This window comes from Propioniciclava soli (assembly GCF_014858005.1).
Lineage (GTDB): Bacteria > Actinomycetota > Actinomycetes > Propionibacteriales > Propionibacteriaceae > Propioniciclava > Propioniciclava soli.
In genome coordinates, this window is the sequence record NZ_JACYOT010000001.1 from 513152 (window position 1) to 533835 (window position 20684).

Consider the following 20684-nt stretch of genomic DNA (forward strand, 5'->3'; position numbering starts at 1 on the left):
ATGCCCGTCTTCACGGTCGCGTCCGTCTCGGGCTCGCTGGGGGTGACCACCCTGTCGGTCGGTCTCGCCCTGACGTGGCCCCGCCCCGTGGTGCTCGTGGAAGCCGACCCGTCGGGCGGCTCGGCGATCCTGGCGGGCTACTGCACCGGGGTCGCGCGGCCCGGACTCTCCGAGCTGGTGCTGGCGCACCGACACCACCAGTTAGCCGACGAACTGCCGTCACGGCTGTTCCCGCTGGCTGACTCGAACGCGAGCCTGTTGCCGGGGCTGCGGGCGCACCAGCAGGCCGCGTCGCTCCTCGGCGTGTGGGACGCGGTCCTGGACGCCCTGCGTGGACTCGAGGCGGAGACGGGCGTGGACATCGTCGTGGACGCCGGCCGGCTGGGGACGGTCGGCAGCCCTGAGCCGCTGATCTCGGAGTCGGACGTGACCATGGTGGTGACAGGGACCGGGCTGCCTGAACTGGCCCGGGTGCGGTCATGGCTGCCGGGTCTCCAGGAGAGCTCGCTGGGGGACGTCCGGCTGGTCATCGCCGGCCGCACCCGGCCGTACAGCACCTCCGAAGTCGCCAAGACCCTGGGCGTGCCGGTGGTCGGCGAGGTCGCGTGGGATCCGGACGCCGCGCGGTGGTGGTCCCACGGCGAGCCCCAACGTCGGTTCGAGCGGTCGCCGCTGCCCAGGTCCGTGGTGGCGTTGGGTGAGTCGCTGCGAGCCCTCGCGCCGCGCACCGAAGACGCGCTACCGCGCACCAGTGCGGGGGCGGAACGATGACGAAGCAGCCGCAGCCCACCTGGGAAAGGCCCGACCTGGCCAGCGTGCCCCTGTTCACCGCCTTCGGCGACGGCACCGATCCGGCGCGGCCGGGCCGGGTCCGCTCTGGGTTCACCTTGTCGACGGCAGTCGCACCGACCTCGTCGCTTCACGTCGTGGGCCGCGAGGCGAGGTCGGGCGTCGATGGTCGACCCACGGAGCGGGCGCCCGAGGTGGACTGGGACCAGGCGTCGGAACTGCGCGCGCTGGCGTCCAAACGCTTCTCCGAGCGGATCGGGCAGTCCCCCCTGGCCGACGAAACCGCGCGCCAGGAACTGGGGCGGGCCGTGATTCTGCAGGTCGTCCAGGAGGCGACCGAGGCGCGGTTCGCAGTCAACGGCTCGGTCAGCTCCGCCACCGCGCAGGACGCCTTGGCACAGGCCGTCTTCGACCTGATGTTCGGGCTGGGCCGGCTGCAGCCGTTGGTCGATCGCCCGGACGTCGAGAACATCATCGTCGTCGGTCACGACCGGGTGTTCCTGGACCTGGTGGGTGGCGAGAAGGTGCCGGGGCCGCCGGTGGCGGCGTCCGACGAGGACCTGATCCAGCTGCTGCAGGACCTGGCGTCCAGGGCCGATCCGCCGCGCGTGTTCTCGGACGCCAACCCCGACCTCCACCTCAATCTCGCCGGGGCGCGCTTGGCGGCGTCCGCGTTCGTCACCCACCGGCCGAGCGTCGTGATCCGCAGACACCGTCTGGTGCGCATCACCCTCGACGACCTTGTGGGCCTGGACACGGTGAGCCCTTTGCTGGCGTCATTCCTGGCGGCCGCCGTGAGGGCCCGGCTGTCGATCGTCGTCTCCGGCCAGCAGGGCGACGGCAATACCACCCTGCTGCGAGCCTTGTGCGCCGAGATCGGCCCGGAAGAGGTGCTGGGCACCTTCGAGACCGAGCGGGAACTCGGTCTGGAGCAGTTGGTCAACGAGCACCCCGTCGTGTTCTCGTGGGAAGCGCGTCCCGGTTCGGGCGAGCGGGGACCTGATGGGCGTCCAGTGAACGAGTTCACCCTGCAGGACGGGATGCACGCCTCGTTCCGGTACGCGCTCGACCGGCAGATCGTCGGCGAGGTCCGCGGACGCGAGGTGGCCCAGATGATCATGGCCATGGAGTCCGGCTCGGGCTCGTTGTCGACGACGCACGCCGCGTCGGCGTCCGACACGATGGAGAAGCTGGTCAGCTGCGCGATGCAGTCCGGCGAGTTCACCCGTGACTCGGCGGTGATGAAGCTGGCTCGCTGCCTCGGCCTGGTGGTGCAGCTGCGGTCCATGTTCGTCCGCGGCCGCGACGGCTCGGTCCGCAAGCGGCGAGTGGTCGACGAGGTGCTCGCGATCACGCCGGGCGAGGAGTCCGCCGGCTACGCCGCGACCACCGTCTTCCGCAGCGACCCCGACGGCCCGGCGGTCGCCTTCGTGCTACCCGACCACCTGCGGATGCTGGCGAGTCACGGCTTCACCGCGAACGAGTTCCTCCTGGAGGCGCAACGCCACGGCGGTGTCGCATGAACCCGCTCGTTCCCGCGCTGGTGAGCGTCCTCGGCGTCGGTGGCGTGATGGGGCTGGTCGCAGGGCTCCGTCGTGTGCCTGTCCCGACGGCCGCTCCGGCAACGCCCCGGCTCCTGGCGCGGCTTGCTTCGGTCCCGCGCCGTTTCCTGGTCGCTGGGGTCGTGGCGGCAGTGGCCGGGGTGGTGGTCGCCCTGCTGTCGGGCTGGGTGATCGCCATCGTGGTCTTCCCCTTGGCGGCGGTCGGCCTGCCGGTGGTCCTGGGCGTCTCCGACGAGTCCCACACGATCGAACGCCTCGAAGGCCTGGCGGAGTGGACGCGCAACTTGGCCGGCGTGATTACTGTCGGTGTCGGCCTGGAGGGCGCCCTCGTGGCCACCCTGCGCACCGCACCCGACGTCATCCGTCCCGAGGTGACCACCTTGGTGAGCCGCATCAGGTCGCGGTGGAACACCGCCGAGGCGCTCCGCGCGTTCGCCGACCAGTTCAACGACTCGACCGGTGACCTGGTGGCAGCCACCTTGATCCTCGCGGCCCAGAAGCGGGCGGACGGTCTCTCCCAGATCCTGTCCGGACTCGCCGAATCGGTGTCCGCGGAGGTCGCGGCCCGGCGGCATCTGGAGGCCGACCGCAGCAAGCCGCGCCAGACAGCGCGGATCGTCACCCTGATCACCGTGGTGTGCCTGGTGGGGATGGCCGCCACCGGCCAGTACCTGGAGCCGTACCGCTCGCCGATGGGGCAGGTCGTCCTGTCGGTGCTCCTCTCGCTCTATGTGGTGGGTCTTGTGGTCCTGCGACGGATGGCGCGGGTCAAGCCGCTGCCCAGACTCTTGGCAGGAGACCCGTCATGACCGGCCTGCAGCTCGCCGCCCTGACCGGCCTGATGCTCGCCACCAGCGTCCTGTGCGCGGTGTGGTGGCTCGCTCCGACCGTCCCGGCGCTCGGTCCCGCGCTGGACCGGCTGACCGGCGTGCCAACAGCTCCGCCCCTCCTGGGCGGCGCGGACGCCCAGGACCGGCTGGGTGCGTGGGTCGCGCGCTGGGTGCCGAGGTGGGTGTGGATGACCCCGGTCAAGGAGCTGGCGCTGCTGCGCCGGACGGAGGCCAGCTTCTACGGCGAGAAGCTGATCCTGGCTGCCATCGGGCTGGTCGCACCCCCGCTGCTATCGACGCTGTTCAACGTGTTCGGGTTGCGGTTCCCGATCGCGGTCCCGTTGATCGCGTCGTTGGTCGGCGCCGTCGGGCTGTTCGTGCTGCCCAACCTGGACATCCACGGCAAGGCGAAGGCGGCCCGCCTCGAGTTCAACCACGTGTTGACCGGCTTCATCGACCTGGTGGCCCTCGAACGCCGCGCCGGTTCCGGCCCCCGACAGGCGCTGGAGAACGCGGCGCGCGTCGGCCGCGGCCAGTGGGTCTTCGACCGCCTGGCGGAGGGCTTCACCCAGTCCAGCGTCGACGGCCGCCCACCGTGGGACGTCCTCCGCGCGATGGGTGACGAACTGGCCCTGCCCGAACTCGACGACCTGGCCAACATCATGGCGCTGGCCGAACAGCAGACGATGCCCGTCTACCAGACCCTTCGGGAACACAACCGAGCGCTGCGCGTGGCGCTCCTGACCGACGAGCAGGCCCGTGCGAACGCCGCCTCCGAGCGGCTCACCATCCCTGCGACCATGCTGGCGATCGTCTTCATCGCCATCCTGCTGGGGCCATCCCTGATGACCCTGATGAGCAACACCTGACCCCCAAAGGAAGAACCCCTTCAGGAGAGGAAACCCCACCATGATGCTCAACCTGTACGTGGAGAGCCAGCTCGTGCGCCGCGACCTCGAGTCGTGGCTCGCCAAGCAGCGTAAGCGGATGCTCGCCGAGGACGGCATGTCGGAGACCATCCAGAACGTGCTCTGGGCGATCTTCGCCATCGCGATCGTGGGGATCGTCGCCGCGATCATCCAGGCCTACGTCGTCAGCAAGGCCAACGAGATCCGGTAGGCGACGACCATGCGACGGTCCAGGACCAGCCGGTGGCAGATGCGGGGGGAGCGCGGTTCGTCATCGGTCGAGATGGTGATCGCGCTCCCGATCGTGCTCACCGTGCTGTTCCTGGCCGTCCAGGCCGGCAGCTGGTTCCACGCCCGGTCGATCGCCCTGGCGTCCGCCCAGTCGGGCGCCCGCACGTCGGCGATGCTCAACTCCTCCCTCGAGGCGGGGTTGTCGAGCGCGAGGTCCTTCGCCGCCGACGTGGGAGGGACGACGCTGACTGGCGTGACCGTCACCGGCGACAGGACGGCGACCAGCACCACCGTGACGGTGACCGGCCACAGCGTCCGGCTCGTGCCTTTCATGGACGTGACCGTGTCCCAGTCGGCCACCCTGCCGGTCGAGAGGTACACGCGATGAAGCACCCAGTTCACGAATGCCGACGCTTCAGGCGCGGGAGGCCCACGGCTCGGGGTTGGAGCAGCACCGATGAGCGCGGGTCTGCGGCGATCGAACTGGTGTTGTTGGTGCCGGCCCTGATGCTCCTGCTGATGTTCGCAGTGGCCGGCGGCCGGGTGGCGATCGCCCACGGGAGTGTCCAGCAGGCAGCCGCGGACGCCGCACGCGCGGCGTCCATCGCCCGCACCGCAGGCGCCGCGCAAACCACAGCCGTGGCGGCAGCGCGCGCCACCCTCGCCAACCAGGGACTGACGTGCGCGTCCATGACGGTCACGCTCGACACCTCAGGGTTCTCCAGGCCGGTGGGAACACCCGCCAGCGTCGCGGCGACCGTGAGCTGCACGGTGGAACTGTCGGAGCTGTCCTTGCCCGGCCTGCCGGACCGGGTCGTCAGCGCGACGGTCACCAGTCCGCTCGATGTGTTCAGGGGGCGATGATGAGGCATCGCGACGAACGAGGCTCGGTCACGGTGTGGGGCGTGCTGATCGCCCTGATCCTCACCCTCGTGATCGGCATCACCATCGACCTCACCGGACAGGTCAACGCCCAACAGCGCGCGCACGACCTCGCACAGCAGGCGGGGCGAACGGCCGCCAACCAGGTCCAGGCCAGCCAGATCATGCGAGGCCAATCCCCGCAGATCGACACCGCCGCCGCCCGGACGGCCGCAGCGGCCTACCTCCATGCCGCCGGCGTCGACGGCAGCGTGAGCATCACCGGACCGACCACCCTGTCGGTGCACGTCACGATCGTCTACCAGCCGAAGTTCCTCGGGACCGCCGGCGTCGGGCCCAAGACGGTCAGCGGCGACGCCACCATCCTGCTGTCGCGTGTCGTGAACGGAGCTCCCCGATGAACCCGCCGCCTCGTCACCCCCGTCTGCTCGGTCTCGCCGCCTCCGTCGCGCTGCTCGGCCTGCTCGTGGGTCTGCCGGCCGTGCTGCTGGCCCTCGGATGGGGGCCGACGCCCTCCGGTCTGGACGGATGGTGGGCGGCGCTCACCACGCCGGATGACGGCCGCCTGACCATCCTGGTCCTGAAGGTCGCCGCGTGGATCGTCTGGGGACTGCTCGCGGTCACGATCATCACGGAAGCGATCGCAGCCCTCCAAGGCCTGGAGGCACCCAAGCTGCCCGGGCTCCGGTGGTCCCAGGTGCCGGCCCGCCGGCTCGTGGCCGCAGCCCTGCTGCTGTTCATCACGGTGCCCGCGGCGGGGATCGAGACGGCATCAGCAGTCCCGGACGGCCCGAACCCGGTGGCCTCGCCGACGGCAACGGCCGCACCCCAGCTGTCGAAGCCCGCCGGGCCTACGCCGAGCGCCGTGGCCCTCTCGGCGAATGCCACCCCGCCCGTCACCCACACGGTCAAGCGCGGCGAGACCCTCTGGTCGATCGCCGAGCAGCACTTGGGGTCCGGGAGCCGCTACCCCGAGATCCTCAAGCTCAACCACGAACTCCTGCGGGGGAAGGCGCAGTTCCTCAGGCCGGGCTGGGTGCTCACCTTGCCCGCGGGCTCGCGGGCCGACGGCGTGCAGGCCACGGCATCGAACGACCACGATCACTCCCGCTACACCGTGGTCAAGGGGGACACGCTGAGCGAGATCGCCCAGGAGCACCTCGACGACGCCGACGCCTGGCCCCGGATCTTCGAGGCGTCCCGGAAGCTCAGCCAGCCGGACGGTCGTCGCCTGACCGACCCGGACCTCATCCTCCCCGGCTGGCATGTACTCATCCCGGCCGCTGCGGGAGCGACGCCCGACCTGCCCACCACCTCGCCCGAACCCGAACAAGCCGAGCCGACACCCCAGACCTCGCAGCCCACGCCGGCTGGCGCCGTCCCTTCCGCAACCGCCACGCCCACGCCGGTAGCCGCGGCGTCGCCTGCGACGTCCGAGACGGCCGTCGCTGTTCCCGTCGTCCCGTCGAGCGCCCCGGCAACGCCCGCCCCGTCCGCCTCGGCGACCGTGTCCACCGACGTGAGCAGCGACGACAAGCCAGCGAGCGAGGCGTCCGACCGGGATGCCGACGCGCCGGCACCCTGGTTGCTGGTCGGACTCACCGGAGCCGGCGGCGTCCTCGCCGCTGGGCTGCTGGCCGCGCTGCGCCAGCGCCGGAGGGCCCAGTTCCGTGCCCGTCGGCCGGGGCGGACGATCCAGGCACCGCCGCCGGAACTCGTTCCGGTGGAGAAGACCGTGATGACCGAGGGGCAGGCAGCGACGCCCACCCTGCTTGCCATCGACCACGCGCTCAGGTTGCTCGCCGTCTCCGGCGAGGACCGCGACGCCCCACCGCAGCTCCTGGCTGTCCAGCTCCTGCCAGGCGAGGTGGCAGTTCAGCTGGTCGAGCCCATCACGCTGGCGCATCCGTGGCGGCCGGACGGTAATGATGACCGTCGATGGCTGCTGGCCACCGACTCGCACGAACATGAGTCGACCGCCCGATCCGCCTACCCGCAGCTCGTCTCCGTGGGACTCGACGACGACGGCGCCACCTGGCTGGTCAACCTCGAACAGCTCGGCACGATCAGCCTGACCGGGGACCCCACCTACGCCGCCGACTTCGCCCGCTACCTGGCTGCCGAGATCGCCGTCAACCCGTGGGCACGCCAAGTCCAGCTCGACTGCATCGGGATCGCCAAGGAGGCCGAACCGCTCGACCCGGCGCGCATCCGCCACCACCGTCTCGAGGATTCCGCCTCACTGGACGCGGCGATCGCAGCGGCCCGCGTGACCGTCGACAAGTGCGCCGAGCATGACGTGACCGCAGCCGCCGGGCGCGTCGACGACCTGGGCGGCGACGTGTGGGATAGCTGGCTCGTCCTGGTCAACGGGGCGCTGTCGAGCAGCCCGCTCGACGAGCTGCTCGCCCTCGTCGGCGGGCATCACGGGAAGACCGGCACGGCCGTCGTCATGGTCGCCGACACCGAGCCCGTCCGTGGCCGCGGCGTCCGACTGACCGGGCAGGGGCGGGTGCTCATCCCGTCCCTCGGCCTCGACCTGATCGCCAACGGACTCACCCCCGCCGAGGCAGAGGGCTGCGCCCTGCTCCTGGCCCACGCCGACCTGCTCGACGACGTCGACATGCCGACGGACGGCGACGACGGCTGGCGAGAGTACTGCGACGCCGCCGGAGCGATCCGTGACGAACTCGTGCTGCCCCGTGACACAGACCCCGTGTCCGAGCCGGGGGCGACGGTGATTCCAGCCCCGGACGCTGAGGTCCTCGACGTGGCTGCGACCACCACGGACGACCTGCAGCAACTCGCCCCGCATGTGCCCGAGAAGATCCGGACAGCGGTCGAGGGCGCCGACCCGGGTCTGGACGCCGATCTGGCGGCCTGGGCGGCCGGGACCCGCCCGCATCTGCGGCTACTCGGCCCCATCCAGGCGCGCACCGGTACGACCGGGAAGCCCACGGTGGTGGCCAAGCGCAAGGCCTTCTACACGGAGCTCCTGGCGTTCCTGGCGCTGCACCCCCAGGGCGTCACGATCGACCAGGTCGTCGATGCGTTCGGCTCCGACGCCACGCAGATGAGGGTGCACCTCTCGAAGGTGCGCAGCTGGCTGGGCGTCGACCCCACCTCCGGCGGCAACTACCTGCCCGACGCCACGAAGTCCCCGGCGGGCATCGCCCGAGGTATGGGCATCTACCAGCTGATCGGCGTCCTGGCTGACATCGATCTGTTCCGCCGACTTCGCGCGCGTGGACAAGCCCGCGGTCCCGAGGGCCTCAGTGACCTTCAGGCGGCATTGGAGCTCGTGACCGGGGAGCCCTTCACAGGACAACGTGGGCGCGGCTGGGCTTGGCTGGCCGACGGCGCCCGCATCGACCAGCACATGGTGTGCGCCGTCGTCGACGTGGCCCACACGATCACCATCGCAGCGCTGCACGCCGACCACCTGGAGCTGGCCCGCACCGCCACCGAAACCGCGCTGCTCGCCGCCCCTTACGAAGACACGCCGAGGCTCGACCTCGCCGCGGTCATCGCGGCCGAAGGCGACCGGCAGGCCGCCGAACGCATCCTGCGAGACCACGTCAGCAACCGCTCCGAGGACGGCGAGGCGCCAGACGATCTCCCAGCCCGATCGGCCGATCTTGTCTCGAGCCCACCGTGGCAGCGGAAGGGCCGCGTGGCGTGATCTCGCCCACTGACCGGCTCCCGGAGGAGCGTTGCTAGTGACGGGCGTGCGATCCAGCGGTAGGGCTCAACGCGGCCCGGTCGCCGATCCGGACTTACCTTCCCCCGAAAGCTCGGGACCGTCGTGGATCCACTCCCGTGGGATGAGGGCGTTACCGTTTCGCCAGACCTCAATCACCGAGCCCCTGAACCAGTCGTCGGTGAAGTCCGCATGGTCGAACGCGATGATCTGTAGTTGTCCGTCGAGTCTGGCGACAGCATCAAACATCAACTTGTAAAGCTTCAGGGTGTTGTCACGATCAGCATCTGAGAGCTCCGTGAGATCGCCGCCCCGTTGGCGATCCCGGGGGAAAAAGGCTTGGCTAGGCTGGTCAAGGACGATGAAACGGGGCACGGGCCGGTCTGCCTCGATGAAGAACCCCTGAAGCGCGAGATAGGCAGTCAGATGGTAACCGACCCAGCTCATGCCGCTTCCGATGGCGCCTGCGTCCATGTAGGCAGGGCCCTGGAGTGTGTCTGCGACGACTGTGAGGCGATAGGGGTCGATCCTGACCCCATGCTCGGAGTGCTCGAGCGGCAACGACCTCGCAAGGTCGGTCATTCGGCGCCCGACGATGTTGAGAAGGGAGTTGACCGCCGAGCGCAGCGCTTCGGGGTCTAGCTCCTCGGTGAGCCTTGCAGCCCGGTCCTCCAAGGCTCCGATTGCCCGTTCCAGGGTCGTGATGCTGTCATCGCTCTCCATGCTGGTCGTGTCTAGGTACTGGGCAATTCGGCCCTTCACGAAGCTCTGCTGAGCCCATGTCCGCTGGGCGCCCGCGCGGATGTCCTCGCTACTGGCGAACTCCTCGAGCGCCGCTTGGATGTCAGCGATCTCGGCCCGCTTCTCGTTGCGCTCATTGATTAGTTGCGTGCGCGCGGCGGTCACGCGTGGCAGGTCACGTTGTGCCAGTTCGATGCGCCGGGCAACGCGGCCCAGACTGTGACTTATTGCCTCGTGCGTGGAGGTGCCCTTGATCGGGCTCGCGCAGACGGGGCACAGGGCACTGTCATCCAAGGAATCTGGGATTAGCCCAATTGAGGCGAGCCGAACGCGGTGTTCATTGAGCTCGGCGCTGTACTCCGTGCCAACCCGCGCGAACTCGTCAAGACCCCGGATCTTGTCGTTGATCTCGCGCACATCGCTGCGCAACGCGGCCCGACGTGCAACGAGGTCCTCTGCCTCAGCGGCACCGTCCACCGCATCGATGTCGACCGGCGGTTCCTCCTCCTGCAGCACAGCTGCGAGGAGCCGGAAGGCTTCCGCTGCGTCGCTCGGTATCGTGTCGATCTGCAGGAGGCCGCTCGCCTTGGCTTCGGCGATGAGTCCCGCGGCGCGCCCTACCCCGAGGTGTCGCGCGGCGCGCGCCTCACCAAGGCGTGCTGCGCGTCGTCGGATCTCGCGGCGCAGCTCTGCGAGCTCCTCACGTTTGCGAAGGGCGTCGGGGCCCTGCGCTCCGAGAAAGTATGGGAAGGTGTCGCGAATCGCCTGCTTCTGAAAGTCACGGTTCTGGTGGTGGAAGAGTAGGTCGGGGTTGGCAACCTCCCCCTGGCCTTGAAAGCAGTAGTAGAGGGCGTGCCGCAGGTTGGCTGCCAAGGCGCGCCGTGTCTGGCCCTCGGCCGGCAAGTGGAGGTTGTCCTCGATGCCGATGAGTCCGCCCAGATAATCGACGAGTTCGTCTGTGTTGGTGTTGATTGCGAGCGAGGAGAACGGCGGCTGCTCACGCTCGCCGACTGACAGCATCGCCTGCGTGGTTGTAACGCCATGGGCGGGCGCGGGACGCCCGACAAAGAAGCTGGTGTCGCCGACGTGAGCCAGCAGCCCGTACCAGGCCACCGTGTCTTGGATGGGTCCAAGTGGCACGTGCGGGCTATCGCTACCAAGTAGGAAACGGAGGATGCCAATGATGCTGCTCTTCCCAGTACCGGACTCGCCCGTGATGACGTTGAGCCGGCCTGGCTGGAAGCGGATGCGTCGGACGTCGCCGTCAGCGTTGTACAGAATGAGTGCATCGAGTTGCATCACGGTCGGACTCCCCATCGGGCAAGGGCGGTGGCTTCATCAGACTCGGTTCCCCCGAACCACCTGCCGAGAAAATGGGCGGTTTTCAGACAAGCATTCCAGTCCTCCGTCGGGTGCAGCGTTCGCGGGCGGCGCCGAATGGCCCCGGCCGAGATCGAGCCGAGCGAGCCCCTCAAGACAGAATGCCTGAGCCCGAAGGTGATGGCACTCGCCGTGACTGGCCGGAACGTGCTGACCCGGTTCGCAAAGTCCATGAGCAGCACTGGATTCGCCCGTTGCCAGCCCCACATCGATGAGGCTGTGGTCGAAGGCAGCGCGTCACGAGTGGGCTTGTGCAGCGCGTTGGGAAGGATTATGAACGCGAACGTGAGGGGCATGGGTTCCGAAACCTTCTCCTCGTAGCCTGCGCATGCCTTGTGGAGCAGCAGCGCGCAGAACGCAGGGTTGAACAGGGTGCTCGTCTCGGAGTCCAGCGCGGATCCAAGGGCGCTAACACTCATGCGGCACCCTGGCCATCGTCAACACTCTGCACTTCGGCGAGCCGGTGTTTCATTAGCTCGACCCAGTCGGGATGCCAGCCGATCTGCAGGCGGTCCGCAAGGATATGCAATGAGCCGAAGGGGATGTAGCCCGATCGGACTTCCGCTCGAACCTCGGGAAGCGCTCGATCTTGCAGCCTCTGGTAAAGCCGCAGGGCGCTGACGTGTTTGTCTGTGTCGAGATCCTCATCGTTGCCGGACGGTTCCTCCAGTGGCAGAAACACCCGCTTCCATTCCTCCATCAGTCGCCGGTCGTATGCGGCAAGTTCGCCGATCGTGAGGAGCTGCTCCCGCTGCCATCTGGACCGTTGCAGGAAGGCCCTGTTGTGGTCGTACACGGCTTGCCTGATGCGCTCGTGGTGAAGCAGGATGAGCTTCAACTGGGCAACGAACACCCGGTCGTCTTGCGCGATTTCGCTGCGGGTTGGCTCTGGTTCATCGTCGTAGTCCAAGGGAAGATTGTCGTCTCGCAGCGACTGAGCGATCAGCAGGAGTTGTCCTTCGATTTCGCCGATGTCAATCCAGTCGTTCTTGCCCTGGGCCACAGAAGTGAGGTGCGCCATTGCGCGCCCGTGCCACCAGCCACGAAGGCGCTCAACCAGGGGAAGTCGTCGCTGTGGAACCGTCGCTTTTCGCACGGTGGAAATGAGGCGCTCGGTCATGTCTGCGGCGCTTACCGCCCCGTGGAGCACCACTACCCTGTCGAGCAGTTCAGTTCGCTGGTCTTCGGGGAGAGAGAGGTACCTCGTGTAGTAGGTGGCGGACCCTCGGTTACCGGCTGCCTGGGCGACGGCATCGAGCTTCTCGCGCGCATTCGCGACGTCTTCATTACTCCGAGCTGGTCCGAGCAGGCTCGCGGCCGTGCCGGCCGGTGCGGCCGCGGTTGTCATGAGAAAGCACGCAGATCGATCGCTTGATGTCTCGATCCAGTTGTGAAGCGTCTTCCAGAGGTCCTGGCTGGCGTCGCCGAGGGATCCCTGTCGACTGACACGATGCTTCGTCTGCCAAAGCTCGCGGGGACGACCCTCGACTTCGAAAGTGATGTCGTCCACCGTTTCTAGAGATAGGCGGAGGTTCTCATCCCCGTCCATTCGTTGGAGAGCGATCAAGAGGGCGTACTCGACCTGCGCAAGGTAACCCAGCGCAGATCCCCCTGCGCTGAACCGGTTTGTGTCGGCGTTGGTCACGTTCAGACCGTAGCAGCGCTCCCCGTCGCAAGTCCGCGAACGTGACCCTGCGCAACCTGTGCCCTCACGCCCAGTCCAACCCGTAGGGACAGTGATCCCGTGACTCTCGGGTGCGTGTGACACCTTCGACGCCATGGTCCTCGCGTGCTGCCGGTCCATGCTCTCGGCCACCCCACCAGAGTCCTCCCATGCCTTGCTGCATGATGGCGGAAGGGACGGTCTTGCGGCGAACACTGCCGGCGGGGGTTATGGGGCAAATGTGCTACCCACTAGGGGGGTAATGCGAATCGAGAGTCTCCGCAGGCGGATTGATGCCCGCCAGCGCCGAGTCGGGCTACGAGAGTAGCAAGGTCTGATTGGTGGTCTTCCCGCGTACCCACGCGGAAGGACCACGGTAATGAACGTCACCGAGATGTTGGGTTTGCAGGACGAGCGGATGGAGTCCGTCGTCAAGGATCAGTGGGCGGGATGGGTCGCCTTCGAGCCCCGGTTGGGGGTCGTTGACGACCCGGCCGGACTGGACGCCTGGCGACGAGCGGCCGATCCCGCGGTCGCCAACGGCGTCCTCCTCGGCCTCGCCCGGTTGGCGGCGTTCGATGGCGCCGACGACCGGGAGGCAGCGCTGGTGCTCGCGTGGCTCCTGCTCCCGACTGCCCTGCGCGTCCGCCGCCGGTTGGGACTGGCTGATGATCGGGTCGACGAGGTGCTGGCCGCCCAGTTGTGGGTGGAGGTCCGCGGCCTGCCTTGGCGGCGTCCGCACTGGGTGGCGGCGAAGGTCGCCGGTCAGCTGCGTGAGGGGGTGCTACTGGATTGCGGGGCGCCCACGCACCACATGCCGCACCGGCTGTCGACGGTCTCGTTTGGCCCCGTCGACCCGGCCGACGACCGGCTCGTGGAAGACGACGACCCGGCAGCCGAGTTGGCCGAACTGCTCGCCTGGGCATGCGCCGAGGACGTCATCACCGACGAGGACTGCGAGCTGCTGGTCAGTCTGATCGAGGCCGCGAAGACCCTCCAGGCCGATGGCCGCGCCCGCGAGGGCGGGGTGGCCGGCCTGTCGAGTCGCCAACTCAGCGCCGTCGTGGCCCAGGAGTGGGGCGTGTGTGCCCGGACCGTGCGGCGTCGCACCGCTCGCTGCGTGGCGGCCCTCAGCGAAGCCGCTGGCGAGTACCTGAACGCCGTCGGCTGACTGTCCACCGATGACGGGCGCGGCCCGTTAGGGATGGCGGAGGTGATGCCGAGATGACCAGCACCCCGGCCGAGGTGGCCGCCCTGTTGAAGATCGCGGCCATGGAGCCAGAGACCCTGGACGATCTGGACGGGTGCCTGCGCAGGCTTCGCGACGTGCAGAAGGCCAGACGCGAGCTGGCCAAGGTGCCCCCGGCCATGCTCTTGTCCGGGCTGCTGGATCGGCGCCCTCGGGGCGGTGACCCGTCGTGACCGCCCACAGCGTGGCAGAGCTCCAAGAGGCCTGGCGCGCCATCGAGGCGGGCGAGTTCTCCCACGGGCCCCGGTCCACATCCGCGGCACCGGGACCTGCGACCGTCTGGACGCCGGCGCCAAGTGAGCGGGTGGTCGTCGTCGTGGGCTGCGCCGGCGGAGTGGGTGCGTCCACGCTGGCGCTCGCGCTGGCCACCGCAGCCGGGGCACCGGCGCGGGTGGTGGAGTGCGGCCCTCCGTTAGCGTCCGGCTTCTCTGCCGCAGCCAATGCCGAACTCGGGACCGAGGGCCCTTGGCGCCGCGGGAGTCGTGGCGACGTCCTGCTGGAGCGCCCCATCGCCGGCGACGCGATCGTGCCAGTTCCGACCGAGTCATCGGTCGAGTGGACGTTGGTGGACACCAACTGGACCACCGCGTCAGGCCCAGGCGCCGGATGGCTGGGGTCAATGCTGCGCACGCTCGACGATGTCGTCCTCGTCACGAACGCCACGGTGCCCGGGGTCCGCCGGCTGGAGTCGTGCGCCGAGCTCCTCGGCTGGGATGCGCTGGGGGTGGTCGTGGGACCCACGGCCAAGCGGTGGCCGCGTCCGGTCAAGGTCGCCGCGGCCGGGATTCCCGCTCGCGTGCACCTCACCGACTTCCCGCTCGATCCACGCCTTCAGGTCACCGGTCTGACTCCCGACCCGTTGCCCGCCCCGCTGCTCAAGGCGGCCCAGAACGTCCTCGCCCTCCTCCGAAAGGAACCGACATGAACCCGCTGATCGTCCCGCTGAAGATCTGCCCGGTGGCGCCCACGGGCGTCGCCGCCTACACCGACCAGATCTCGGGCATGGTCCTGTGGTCCGTGCTGTGGCTGTTCGGCATCGCGGCCCTGGTGTCCGTCGGGGCGATCCTCGTCGGACGAGCCACGCACTCCCCGCACCTCTCGAAGGGCGGCATCATCGGCCTCGCCGGCGTCCTGGTGCTCGCCGTGGTGCTGATGGGTGGCTACGGGATGCTCAACGGCATCCTCGGCGACGGCTGCGTCGGCTGATGTTCCGGCGTCGCCCACCCGTCCCGGCGAGCTCAGCCGAGGTCGTCCCGCTCTCGCGCACTCAGCTGCTGGGCGTCCTCGCAGGACTGCTGCTGGTGGGCGGCGTCCTGCTGTACGGGCTGGGCTACACCCTGGTCTCCAGCTTCTCGGCGGGAACCGCGCCCGAGGGCGTCCTGAGCGACGCTCACCCGGACGCCGACCCCGCGCGGCGGCGAGACCTCATTGCTGCCGCGCCCATGGCGACGGTGGCCCAGGATGCCGGCCTCACGCCGGGGGTGGCGATCTCACTGCCTCCCGCGATCAGGCTGCCCGCCGCCACGACCGTGGGCGCCGGCGGTGTGCCGTCGGGCTTCCCAAGCACCCCCGAGGGCGCGGCCGCGCAACTGGCGGCCATCGAGGTGCGCGTGCTGTCCGCGATGTCGCTGCCGGTGGCCATCGAGGTCTACCGCGACTGGGCGATGCCCGGCGGGGTCGGCGCCGCGGACTGGTCGCAGACCCGCAACGTGCAGTCTTTCCTGACCCACGCCCGGCAGTCGTCCAACGAGTTGGACCCCGGCACCCTGGTCAGCGTCACGCCCGCGGCCATCCAGACCAAGGGGACCGACGGCCCTGACTGGGTGGTCGCGTGCGTGCTGCTCGACGTTCGCGCCGCCCTGAAGGCGGAGGCCCGCATGGGCTACGGCACCTGCGAGCGCATGCAGTGGACCGGCGGCCGCTGGCTGATCGCCCCCGGCGCCCCACCCGCCCCGGCCCCGTCAACCTGGCCAGGTTCGGACGCCTCCGTCGAGGCCGGCTGGCAGCCCGTCGCCTCCAACTGAAGGAGCAGCCATGCCCATCGATCCGTTCGGCCTGCTCGGCTCGGCCATCGCCAACGTGGTGACCGACAGCCTGACCGCGGCCATGCTCGCGCTCTGGAACGCCGGCCTGTGGGTGCTTCGGGCAGTCCTCGAACTTGAGGACGCGATCCTCACCCCGAGCCTCGGCGAAGACGGACCCGTCGGCGAGCTGTACGCGACCACCTTCTGGATCGCCCTCGCGCTTGTCGGGATCCTCATGCTCGTCCAGGTCGGCGTCGCCCTCGGAAAGCGGGACGGGCACAGCATCGGCCGGCTCCTCGTCGGCGCCGCCCAGTTCGGCTTCGTATGGTTCGCGTGGGTGGGCTACGGCGTCACCCTGGTCGCCGCCTGCAGCGGCCTGACCAAAGCCCTCATGCAGTCACTGCTCAACGTCACCCGCTGGAGCGAATGGGAACCCTGGGAACCGTTCACCGCCAGCGACATCACCAACGGCACCGTCGCCGTCATCCTCGGCATCATGGGGATGCTGCTGTGGCTCGCCGCGATCGGCCACACGCTGGTCATGGTGGCCCGAGCCGCCTCCCTGCTCGTGTTGGCGGCAGTCACACCGATCGCGGCTGCCGGGCTGGTCACCGACTTCGGACGCGGCTGGTTCTGGAAGTCGTTTCGCTGGTTCCACGCCGCCGCGCTCACTCCGCCCCTGATGGTGCTGGCGCTCGGCATCGGGGTGAGGATCACCACCGAGGTGGCGGTCGGCGGTGAGGACGACGTCCTGAAGTCGATTGGGACGGCGTTCGTCGGCGTCGTGCTCATCTGCGTGTCGTCGTTCTCCCCGTTGGCGCTGTACAAGCTGTTCGCGTTCACCGATCCGGGCAGCACGTCCGGGTCCGCCTTGCGCGCCGGGATCGCCGCCGCCGGTGGCATCGGCGGCGTCCTCGCCGGACGCCAGACCGGCAGCAGCGCTGCCACTACGACCGACGAGGCCGGACGCACCGCGGGCGAGGACGGAGCCGCGGCGACCACGATTGGTCGGTTCGCGGCGGGCATGGGCCCGGTCGGTCAGGCCTTCTCGACCGGCATCGGCGTCATGGCGGCCGTGGGCGGGACCGCCGCGGCCATGGGCGCCGATCAGACCAACCAGATGGGAGTCGGTCACAACAACTTCCCGCCCGACTACTCACGCCGCGGCGTACGGGCTGGCAGCGGCCAGTCGGGATACGACGGTGCCACCGACGAGTCGGCCAACCCAGACGACCCAACTGTGGCCAACGGCGGCGGGTGGGGAGGTCCACCCCCGGACGCCGCGCGGGGCGGCGCGGCGTCCGGAACGGGCTCAATGCAGTCCACCGGGACGTTCGCACCCACCGGAGCGCGAGGGGGAGCTGGGGCGAGGGGCGCCGTCAGTTCGTCAGAGGTGGTTGAGGTCGCCGAGGTGGCGGCGCTTTAGCACTCGGGTCGAGACTCAATCTCGGGTACCGGGACGCGTCCTGAAACAGGCGTCTCGGAGCCTGAACGCGGGTCTTGAGGTAATTGGGGCCTCGCGGGGGGTTTCGGGCTGCTGCGTGGCGACTCCCGGAACGCGTCAGTGTTGCTGATCGCTTCACGAAATGACCCGCGTGACACTCACCATCGTGGGTTGAGTGTTGTTCTCCATCGCCTCGGCTGTCTGGAGCGTCTGCTGCGCGAGCCCGTCGTCATGTCGAATGAAGCGGAGGTTGTCGTTCAGGACCTCGCTCGACAGGGCAGTGAAGTTGTGCAGCACGTCGAAGGAATGGCCCGAGCTGAACCAGATGAAACGATCCCGGAGCGCGGTGGACTTCAGCAATCTAACTTCGATCCTCATCGGCAGGACGCGCTTGCCGAGCGACTTGCTCAAGAATTCCTCAATAAGTGCTTCGTGACCCGAACGGTCGGCGGGCTGCCAGTCGCGCTGGAGCTTCCCCAATATCGACAAGCTTGAGTTCGCGGGCATTGTGTTGGCGAGCGTCTGAACCAGCCACTCGGCGTGTCTGGTCGTGCTGTTGCCGCTTATGATGCCTTCAAGAATGTGGGGGTCGAGAAGTTTGACTCCGGATGAACGGACGGCGAGGGGCCGGATAAAGGAGTTCACGACGGCGGAGCGGCGCGTCTTTCCCATCGGAAACAGGCCAACCTCTCTCGCCGCAACCACAGCGGGAGACCGGTGGATCGTGCTCGGGATGACGACGTCCGAGTCGTCGATTGTCGTGTAACCCGAGGTGTCGTCTACACCGTGCTGCTCGGCGACCGCGCGGGTGGCGACGAACACGCGCACGTCGACCTGGTCGTCATGGACGTTGCCGTTCTGTCGTAGTCGGTCGCCCACACTCATGGCGCCCGGGAGTTGGTCGAGCCGGTTCAGATCGTAAAGGCTGTGGATCTGCGCTTCCCATAGCTTCCTCGACAGGTCGCCAAGGCCGGCGAGGGCTCGGAACAGGGCCTCCCGATCTGCTCCGGGAAGCGTCAGGATTCCATGAGCGCCCAGCGTAGTGACAACCTCGCGGTGGATTAGCTGATCACGATCGGTCGGATAGTCGGTCAGCGCGGCTGGGTCCACCGCGATCGGGAGCAGTACTTGGGGCTGGCTCACGCGGTGATCCCGAGGATGTCCGCGAGTCCGTCGTCGAAGAACCCGGTGGGCCATGGATCGAGAAGTTCGCCGTGGTCGCCGAGCCGAAGGCGGCGTACGGATGCTCCGTTGGCTGCCGTGTTGTCGACATAGATTACCGCGACGTCATCCGGACGGAGTTGCCCACCGCGGATCAGACGCCGGAGCCGGAGGAGGATCGCCTCGGAGTGAGTCTCGACGATGACCTGATTCCCGCCCGCCACGGCAGCCGTCGCGAACAAGTTCCCGAGTCTGGCCTGCAACCGCGGATGGAGGTGCAGTTCCGGCTCTTCGATACAGATGATCTGCCGCTCGGCGTGGACGCATACGTCAATGACAGGTAGTAGCTGGCTTACGCCGTAGCCGACCTGGTCTAGGTCGACGGGCGCGCCCGAGCGAACGTCCTTCAGTATCCACTTTCGTTTGTGTGGATTGCGGAGCTTCCACAGCGGATCTTCCCCGAACTCATACGGAATCTCGAGCTGAGTCAGCATCTGATTGAGGAGGTCAAATTCGCTGAATCCGGGCCTCAGCGGTTTGCGGTAGCCGTCGAACCAGCCTGAGTTGAAGGCACCACTCACCGGGTCGTAGGCCTTGCCCGGAGCGCCGCGATGAGGACCCAGGTACCGGAGCAGGAAGGCCATCTCGAAGAGCTCTGCTTGCAGCCGTCGGTCGGCATGTCCGAATAGCTCGGCGTCGATGAGCTTCGTCACGCGCGACCATGCCTCACCATCTTCGGACTTCTCTACGACGAAACTTGCGAGCTGCGGCTCTCCGAAGTCAGCAGGGTGAAAGGGATCGTGGTCGTCAGTGAAGTTCTCCGGTGTGAACCGCTTCCGGGCAACCTGCTCTGTATCGAACGGCGCGAACGATGTGGTGTGGACGTCGATCGAGCCCACCGGGTTGAGGTCGTACCCGAGTTCGGCATGTGCGCGTCGGCCGTCGTGACCCTTGAAGTCGACGCCGAGCACGAGCGGCGACCGCCACTGATGGCCGCTCGGGTCGTCGGGGTCGGGTTCCGTATACGTCAGCAGACTGCGCGCGCTCGACTCGCTGAACGCAGCGTCCCAAGGGCGAAGCGCGTCGTAGCGCCCCGAATCAACGACCTGCATAAGGAGTCGGAGGGCTTTGATCACCGTCGACTTGCCGGCTGAGTTAGGCCCGTAGATCAGAGTGATCGGAGCGAGTGAAACATCATGAGGCCCAGCAAAAGATCGCAGGTTCTCGATGTGGAGCTGTTCGACCAGAGCGCTCGGCTCCGAACGCTGCTCTAGAAGCGGGTCGCGTGTCTCGCGGGCGATTCGAGTGGTTGAGGGAGCCGCCGCAACGACTTCGTCGTCCCCGAAGGAAGTGAGGATCTCCTCTTCCTCACGCTTCAGGCGCGCCTTCTCCGCCGCAACTGCGTCGCGCTCGCGCTGACGTTGTGCTTGGCGCTTGGTCCTCATCGACCCGGCGTCGATTCCTATCCAATCGGCGCCGTACTGAGGGTTGCTGAGCCGTGAGCTGGGGTCGCTTGACTCTGGGGCTACGCCTGTTGGATCCGGCATCCGGGCCCCTCTCTACCTGTTGCTTGTGTGATGTCATTGAACCGCGGACGGGTATCCACGGACGAGAGGACGCTCCGCCCGGCGCAGGTAACCCCGAAGCCTGGGCGGAGCGTCGACGGGAGTCAGCGACGCGTTGCGCGCATCCAGAATGAGCCGTCGCCGTTGCTCACCTTTTCCCAGCCGCCGATGGCGTGCTGGGAGCCGGAGTGCTGGTGCAGGCGGGCGTCACTCACCTCCCTACGAGACCAGCACTTCTGGTCGCGGAAGTTCTTCCCCATGATGTTCACCCCCCTCGGTCTGTCGAGTTGCCCGTCGAGACTGCATGCTTGGCATCTCGTCTCCGCCGCCGGTCGCCCGAAGCAAAGTCGACCAGTCTATGGAGAGCCGACTCGCGCTGTCAAACAGCGAATCTCGAGTTGCCTGGAACGGTGCGTCTTGCGGTACAAGACGGCATCGCCGTATGCTGATCAACTTTGCAACTCCGACGTTGCTGGCTGGGTGACGTACGAATTGCAGCGCGGGCGGTGCGAGAGGGCACCGTGCGACCTTGCACCTGACCACCAGAGGGAGGTG

The 20684-nt window shown here is 68.2% G+C and carries 20 protein-coding genes; 15 read left to right on the forward strand and 5 right to left on the reverse strand.

Features of this window, described 5'->3' with window-relative positions:
* The 9 genes from IFY26_RS02340 to IFY26_RS02380 are packed head-to-tail and all read left to right on the forward strand — an operon-like array spanning position 1 to position 8884.
* Entirely contained in the window at positions 1 to 771 is a 771-nt protein-coding gene (locus IFY26_RS02340; RefSeq protein ID WP_232547391.1) for a hypothetical protein, read from the forward strand.
* Positions 768 to 2312: a CpaF family protein gene (locus IFY26_RS02345; protein WP_232547392.1), complete on the forward strand. Its 1545-nt coding sequence runs from the start codon at positions 768 to 770 to the stop codon at positions 2310 to 2312. The genes IFY26_RS02340 and IFY26_RS02345 overlap by 4 nt, the downstream gene beginning before the upstream one ends.
* Entirely contained in the window at positions 2309 to 3160 is an 852-nt protein-coding gene (locus IFY26_RS02350; protein ID WP_232547393.1) for a type II secretion system F family protein, read from the forward strand. The genes IFY26_RS02345 and IFY26_RS02350 overlap by 4 nt, the downstream gene beginning before the upstream one ends.
* The gene (locus tag IFY26_RS02355; RefSeq protein ID WP_232547394.1) at positions 3157 to 4050 is read left to right on the forward strand and encodes a type II secretion system F family protein; all 894 of its coding nucleotides are present in this window, start codon (positions 3157 to 3159) and stop codon (positions 4048 to 4050) included. Before IFY26_RS02350 ends, IFY26_RS02355 begins: the two co-directional genes overlap by 4 nt.
* 40 nt (positions 4051 to 4090) lie before the next feature.
* Positions 4091 to 4300 (forward strand): hypothetical protein, encoded by a 210-nt coding sequence (locus tag IFY26_RS02360; RefSeq protein WP_232547395.1) that lies wholly within the window; start codon positions 4091 to 4093, stop codon positions 4298 to 4300.
* Between the two features lie 9 nt (positions 4301 to 4309).
* Positions 4310 to 4708: a TadE family protein gene (locus IFY26_RS02365; RefSeq protein ID WP_232547396.1), complete on the forward strand. Its 399-nt coding sequence runs from the start codon at positions 4310 to 4312 to the stop codon at positions 4706 to 4708.
* Positions 4705 to 5184, forward strand: a complete 480-nt coding sequence (locus IFY26_RS02370) for a TadE/TadG family type IV pilus assembly protein (protein WP_269778966.1) — start codon at positions 4705 to 4707, stop codon at positions 5182 to 5184. Before IFY26_RS02365 ends, IFY26_RS02370 begins: the two co-directional genes overlap by 4 nt.
* Entirely contained in the window at positions 5184 to 5603 is a 420-nt protein-coding gene (locus IFY26_RS02375; RefSeq protein ID WP_232547398.1) for a TadE/TadG family type IV pilus assembly protein, read from the forward strand. The genes IFY26_RS02370 and IFY26_RS02375 overlap by 1 nt, the downstream gene beginning before the upstream one ends.
* Complete coding sequence (locus IFY26_RS02380; RefSeq protein WP_232547399.1) at positions 5600 to 8884, forward strand: LysM peptidoglycan-binding domain-containing protein; 3285 nt, start codon at positions 5600 to 5602, stop codon at positions 8882 to 8884. The genes IFY26_RS02375 and IFY26_RS02380 overlap by 4 nt, the downstream gene beginning before the upstream one ends.
* Positions 8885 to 8950: 66 nt before the next feature.
* Here IFY26_RS02380 and IFY26_RS02385 read toward each other — a convergent pair whose 3' ends face one another.
* The 3 genes from IFY26_RS02385 to IFY26_RS02395 are packed head-to-tail and all read right to left on the reverse strand — an operon-like array spanning position 8951 to position 12668.
* Complete coding sequence (locus IFY26_RS02385) at positions 8951 to 10942, reverse strand: DUF3732 domain-containing protein (protein WP_232547473.1); 1992 nt, start codon at positions 10940 to 10942, stop codon at positions 8951 to 8953.
* Complete coding sequence (locus IFY26_RS02390) at positions 10942 to 11442, reverse strand: three component ABC system middle component (RefSeq protein WP_232547400.1); 501 nt, start codon at positions 11440 to 11442, stop codon at positions 10942 to 10944. The genes IFY26_RS02385 and IFY26_RS02390 overlap by 1 nt, the downstream gene beginning before the upstream one ends.
* Entirely contained in the window at positions 11439 to 12668 is a 1230-nt protein-coding gene (locus tag IFY26_RS02395; protein ID WP_232547401.1) for an ABC-three component system protein, read from the reverse strand. The genes IFY26_RS02390 and IFY26_RS02395 overlap by 4 nt, the downstream gene beginning before the upstream one ends.
* Positions 12669 to 13065: 397 nt before the next feature.
* Here IFY26_RS02395 and IFY26_RS02400 point away from each other — a divergent pair, with 397 nt between their 5' ends.
* The 6 genes from IFY26_RS02400 to IFY26_RS02425 all read left to right on the forward strand — a co-directional run bounded on the left by IFY26_RS02400 (position 13066) and on the right by IFY26_RS02425 (position 17385).
* Positions 13066 to 13857 (forward strand): hypothetical protein, encoded by a 792-nt coding sequence (locus IFY26_RS02400; protein WP_232547402.1) that lies wholly within the window; start codon positions 13066 to 13068, stop codon positions 13855 to 13857.
* A gap of 53 nt (positions 13858 to 13910) precedes the next feature.
* Entirely contained in the window at positions 13911 to 14108 is a 198-nt protein-coding gene (locus IFY26_RS02405) for a hypothetical protein (RefSeq protein WP_077348558.1), read from the forward strand.
* Positions 14109 to 14554: 446 nt separating this feature from the next.
* The gene (locus IFY26_RS02410) at positions 14555 to 14860 is read left to right on the forward strand and encodes a hypothetical protein (protein ID WP_232547403.1); all 306 of its coding nucleotides are present in this window, start codon (positions 14555 to 14557) and stop codon (positions 14858 to 14860) included.
* Complete coding sequence (locus IFY26_RS02415) at positions 14857 to 15141, forward strand: hypothetical protein (RefSeq protein WP_077348554.1); 285 nt, start codon at positions 14857 to 14859, stop codon at positions 15139 to 15141. Before IFY26_RS02410 ends, IFY26_RS02415 begins: the two co-directional genes overlap by 4 nt.
* Positions 15141 to 15959 (forward strand): hypothetical protein, encoded by an 819-nt coding sequence (locus IFY26_RS02420; protein ID WP_232547404.1) that lies wholly within the window; start codon positions 15141 to 15143, stop codon positions 15957 to 15959. Before IFY26_RS02415 ends, IFY26_RS02420 begins: the two co-directional genes overlap by 1 nt.
* A 10-nt stretch (positions 15960 to 15969) precedes the next feature.
* Positions 15970 to 17385 carry a hypothetical protein gene (locus tag IFY26_RS02425; protein ID WP_232547405.1) on the forward strand — a complete coding sequence of 472 codons (1416 nt, stop codon included), beginning with the start codon at positions 15970 to 15972 and terminating at the stop codon, positions 17383 to 17385.
* Positions 17386 to 17538: 153 nt separating this feature from the next.
* On the opposite strand, the gene IFY26_RS02430 is transcribed toward IFY26_RS02425, so the two are convergent.
* Together IFY26_RS02430 and IFY26_RS02435 are read right to left on the reverse strand one after the other, a co-directional pair.
* On the reverse strand, positions 17539 to 18546 hold the full coding sequence (locus IFY26_RS02430) for a hypothetical protein (protein ID WP_232547406.1): 1008 nt from the start codon (positions 18544 to 18546) through the stop codon (positions 17539 to 17541).
* Positions 18543 to 20009 carry an AAA family ATPase gene (locus IFY26_RS02435; RefSeq protein ID WP_232547407.1) on the reverse strand — a complete coding sequence of 489 codons (1467 nt, stop codon included), beginning with the start codon at positions 20007 to 20009 and terminating at the stop codon, positions 18543 to 18545. The genes IFY26_RS02430 and IFY26_RS02435 overlap by 4 nt, the downstream gene beginning before the upstream one ends.
* Between the last annotated feature and the right edge of the window lie 675 nt (positions 20010 to 20684).

What these genes read in the sequence shown, in the direction of transcription:
- IFY26_RS02410 (WP_232547403.1), top strand. Translation starts at nt 14,555, where the DNA reads ATGCTGCGCACGCTCGACGATGTCGTCCTCGTCACGAACGCCACGGTG.
- IFY26_RS02420 (WP_232547404.1), top strand. Translation starts at nt 15,141, where the DNA reads ATGTTCCGGCGTCGCCCACCCGTCCCGGCGAGCTCAGCCGAGGTCGTC.
- IFY26_RS02365 (WP_232547396.1), top strand. Translation starts at nt 4,310, where the DNA reads ATGCGACGGTCCAGGACCAGCCGGTGGCAGATGCGGGGGGAGCGCGGT.
- IFY26_RS02415 (WP_077348554.1), top strand. Translation starts at nt 14,857, where the DNA reads ATGAACCCGCTGATCGTCCCGCTGAAGATCTGCCCGGTGGCGCCCACG.
- IFY26_RS02375 (WP_232547398.1), top strand. Translation starts at nt 5,184, where the DNA reads ATGAGGCATCGCGACGAACGAGGCTCGGTCACGGTGTGGGGCGTGCTG.
- IFY26_RS02390 (WP_232547400.1), bottom strand. Translation starts at nt 11,442, where the DNA reads ATGAGTGTTAGCGCCCTTGGATCCGCGCTGGACTCCGAGACGAGCACC.
- IFY26_RS02370 (WP_269778966.1), top strand. Translation starts at nt 4,705, where the DNA reads ATGAAGCACCCAGTTCACGAATGCCGACGCTTCAGGCGCGGGAGGCCC.
- IFY26_RS02340 (WP_232547391.1), top strand. Translation starts at nt 1, where the DNA reads ATGCCCGTCTTCACGGTCGCGTCCGTCTCGGGCTCGCTGGGGGTGACC.
- IFY26_RS02350 (WP_232547393.1), top strand. Translation starts at nt 2,309, where the DNA reads ATGAACCCGCTCGTTCCCGCGCTGGTGAGCGTCCTCGGCGTCGGTGGC.
- IFY26_RS02360 (WP_232547395.1), top strand. Translation starts at nt 4,091, where the DNA reads ATGATGCTCAACCTGTACGTGGAGAGCCAGCTCGTGCGCCGCGACCTC.
- IFY26_RS02380 (WP_232547399.1), top strand. Translation starts at nt 5,600, where the DNA reads ATGAACCCGCCGCCTCGTCACCCCCGTCTGCTCGGTCTCGCCGCCTCC.
- IFY26_RS02355 (WP_232547394.1), top strand. Translation starts at nt 3,157, where the DNA reads ATGACCGGCCTGCAGCTCGCCGCCCTGACCGGCCTGATGCTCGCCACC.
- IFY26_RS02345 (WP_232547392.1), top strand. Translation starts at nt 768, where the DNA reads ATGACGAAGCAGCCGCAGCCCACCTGGGAAAGGCCCGACCTGGCCAGC.
- IFY26_RS02425 (WP_232547405.1), top strand. Translation starts at nt 15,970, where the DNA reads ATGCCCATCGATCCGTTCGGCCTGCTCGGCTCGGCCATCGCCAACGTG.
- IFY26_RS02400 (WP_232547402.1), top strand. Translation starts at nt 13,066, where the DNA reads ATGAACGTCACCGAGATGTTGGGTTTGCAGGACGAGCGGATGGAGTCC.
- IFY26_RS02385 (WP_232547473.1), bottom strand. Translation starts at nt 10,942, where the DNA reads ATGCAACTCGATGCACTCATTCTGTACAACGCTGACGGCGACGTCCGA.
- IFY26_RS02405 (WP_077348558.1), top strand. Translation starts at nt 13,911, where the DNA reads ATGACCAGCACCCCGGCCGAGGTGGCCGCCCTGTTGAAGATCGCGGCC.
- IFY26_RS02435 (WP_232547407.1), bottom strand. Translation starts at nt 20,009, where the DNA reads ATGAGGACCAAGCGCCAAGCACAACGTCAGCGCGAGCGCGACGCAGTT.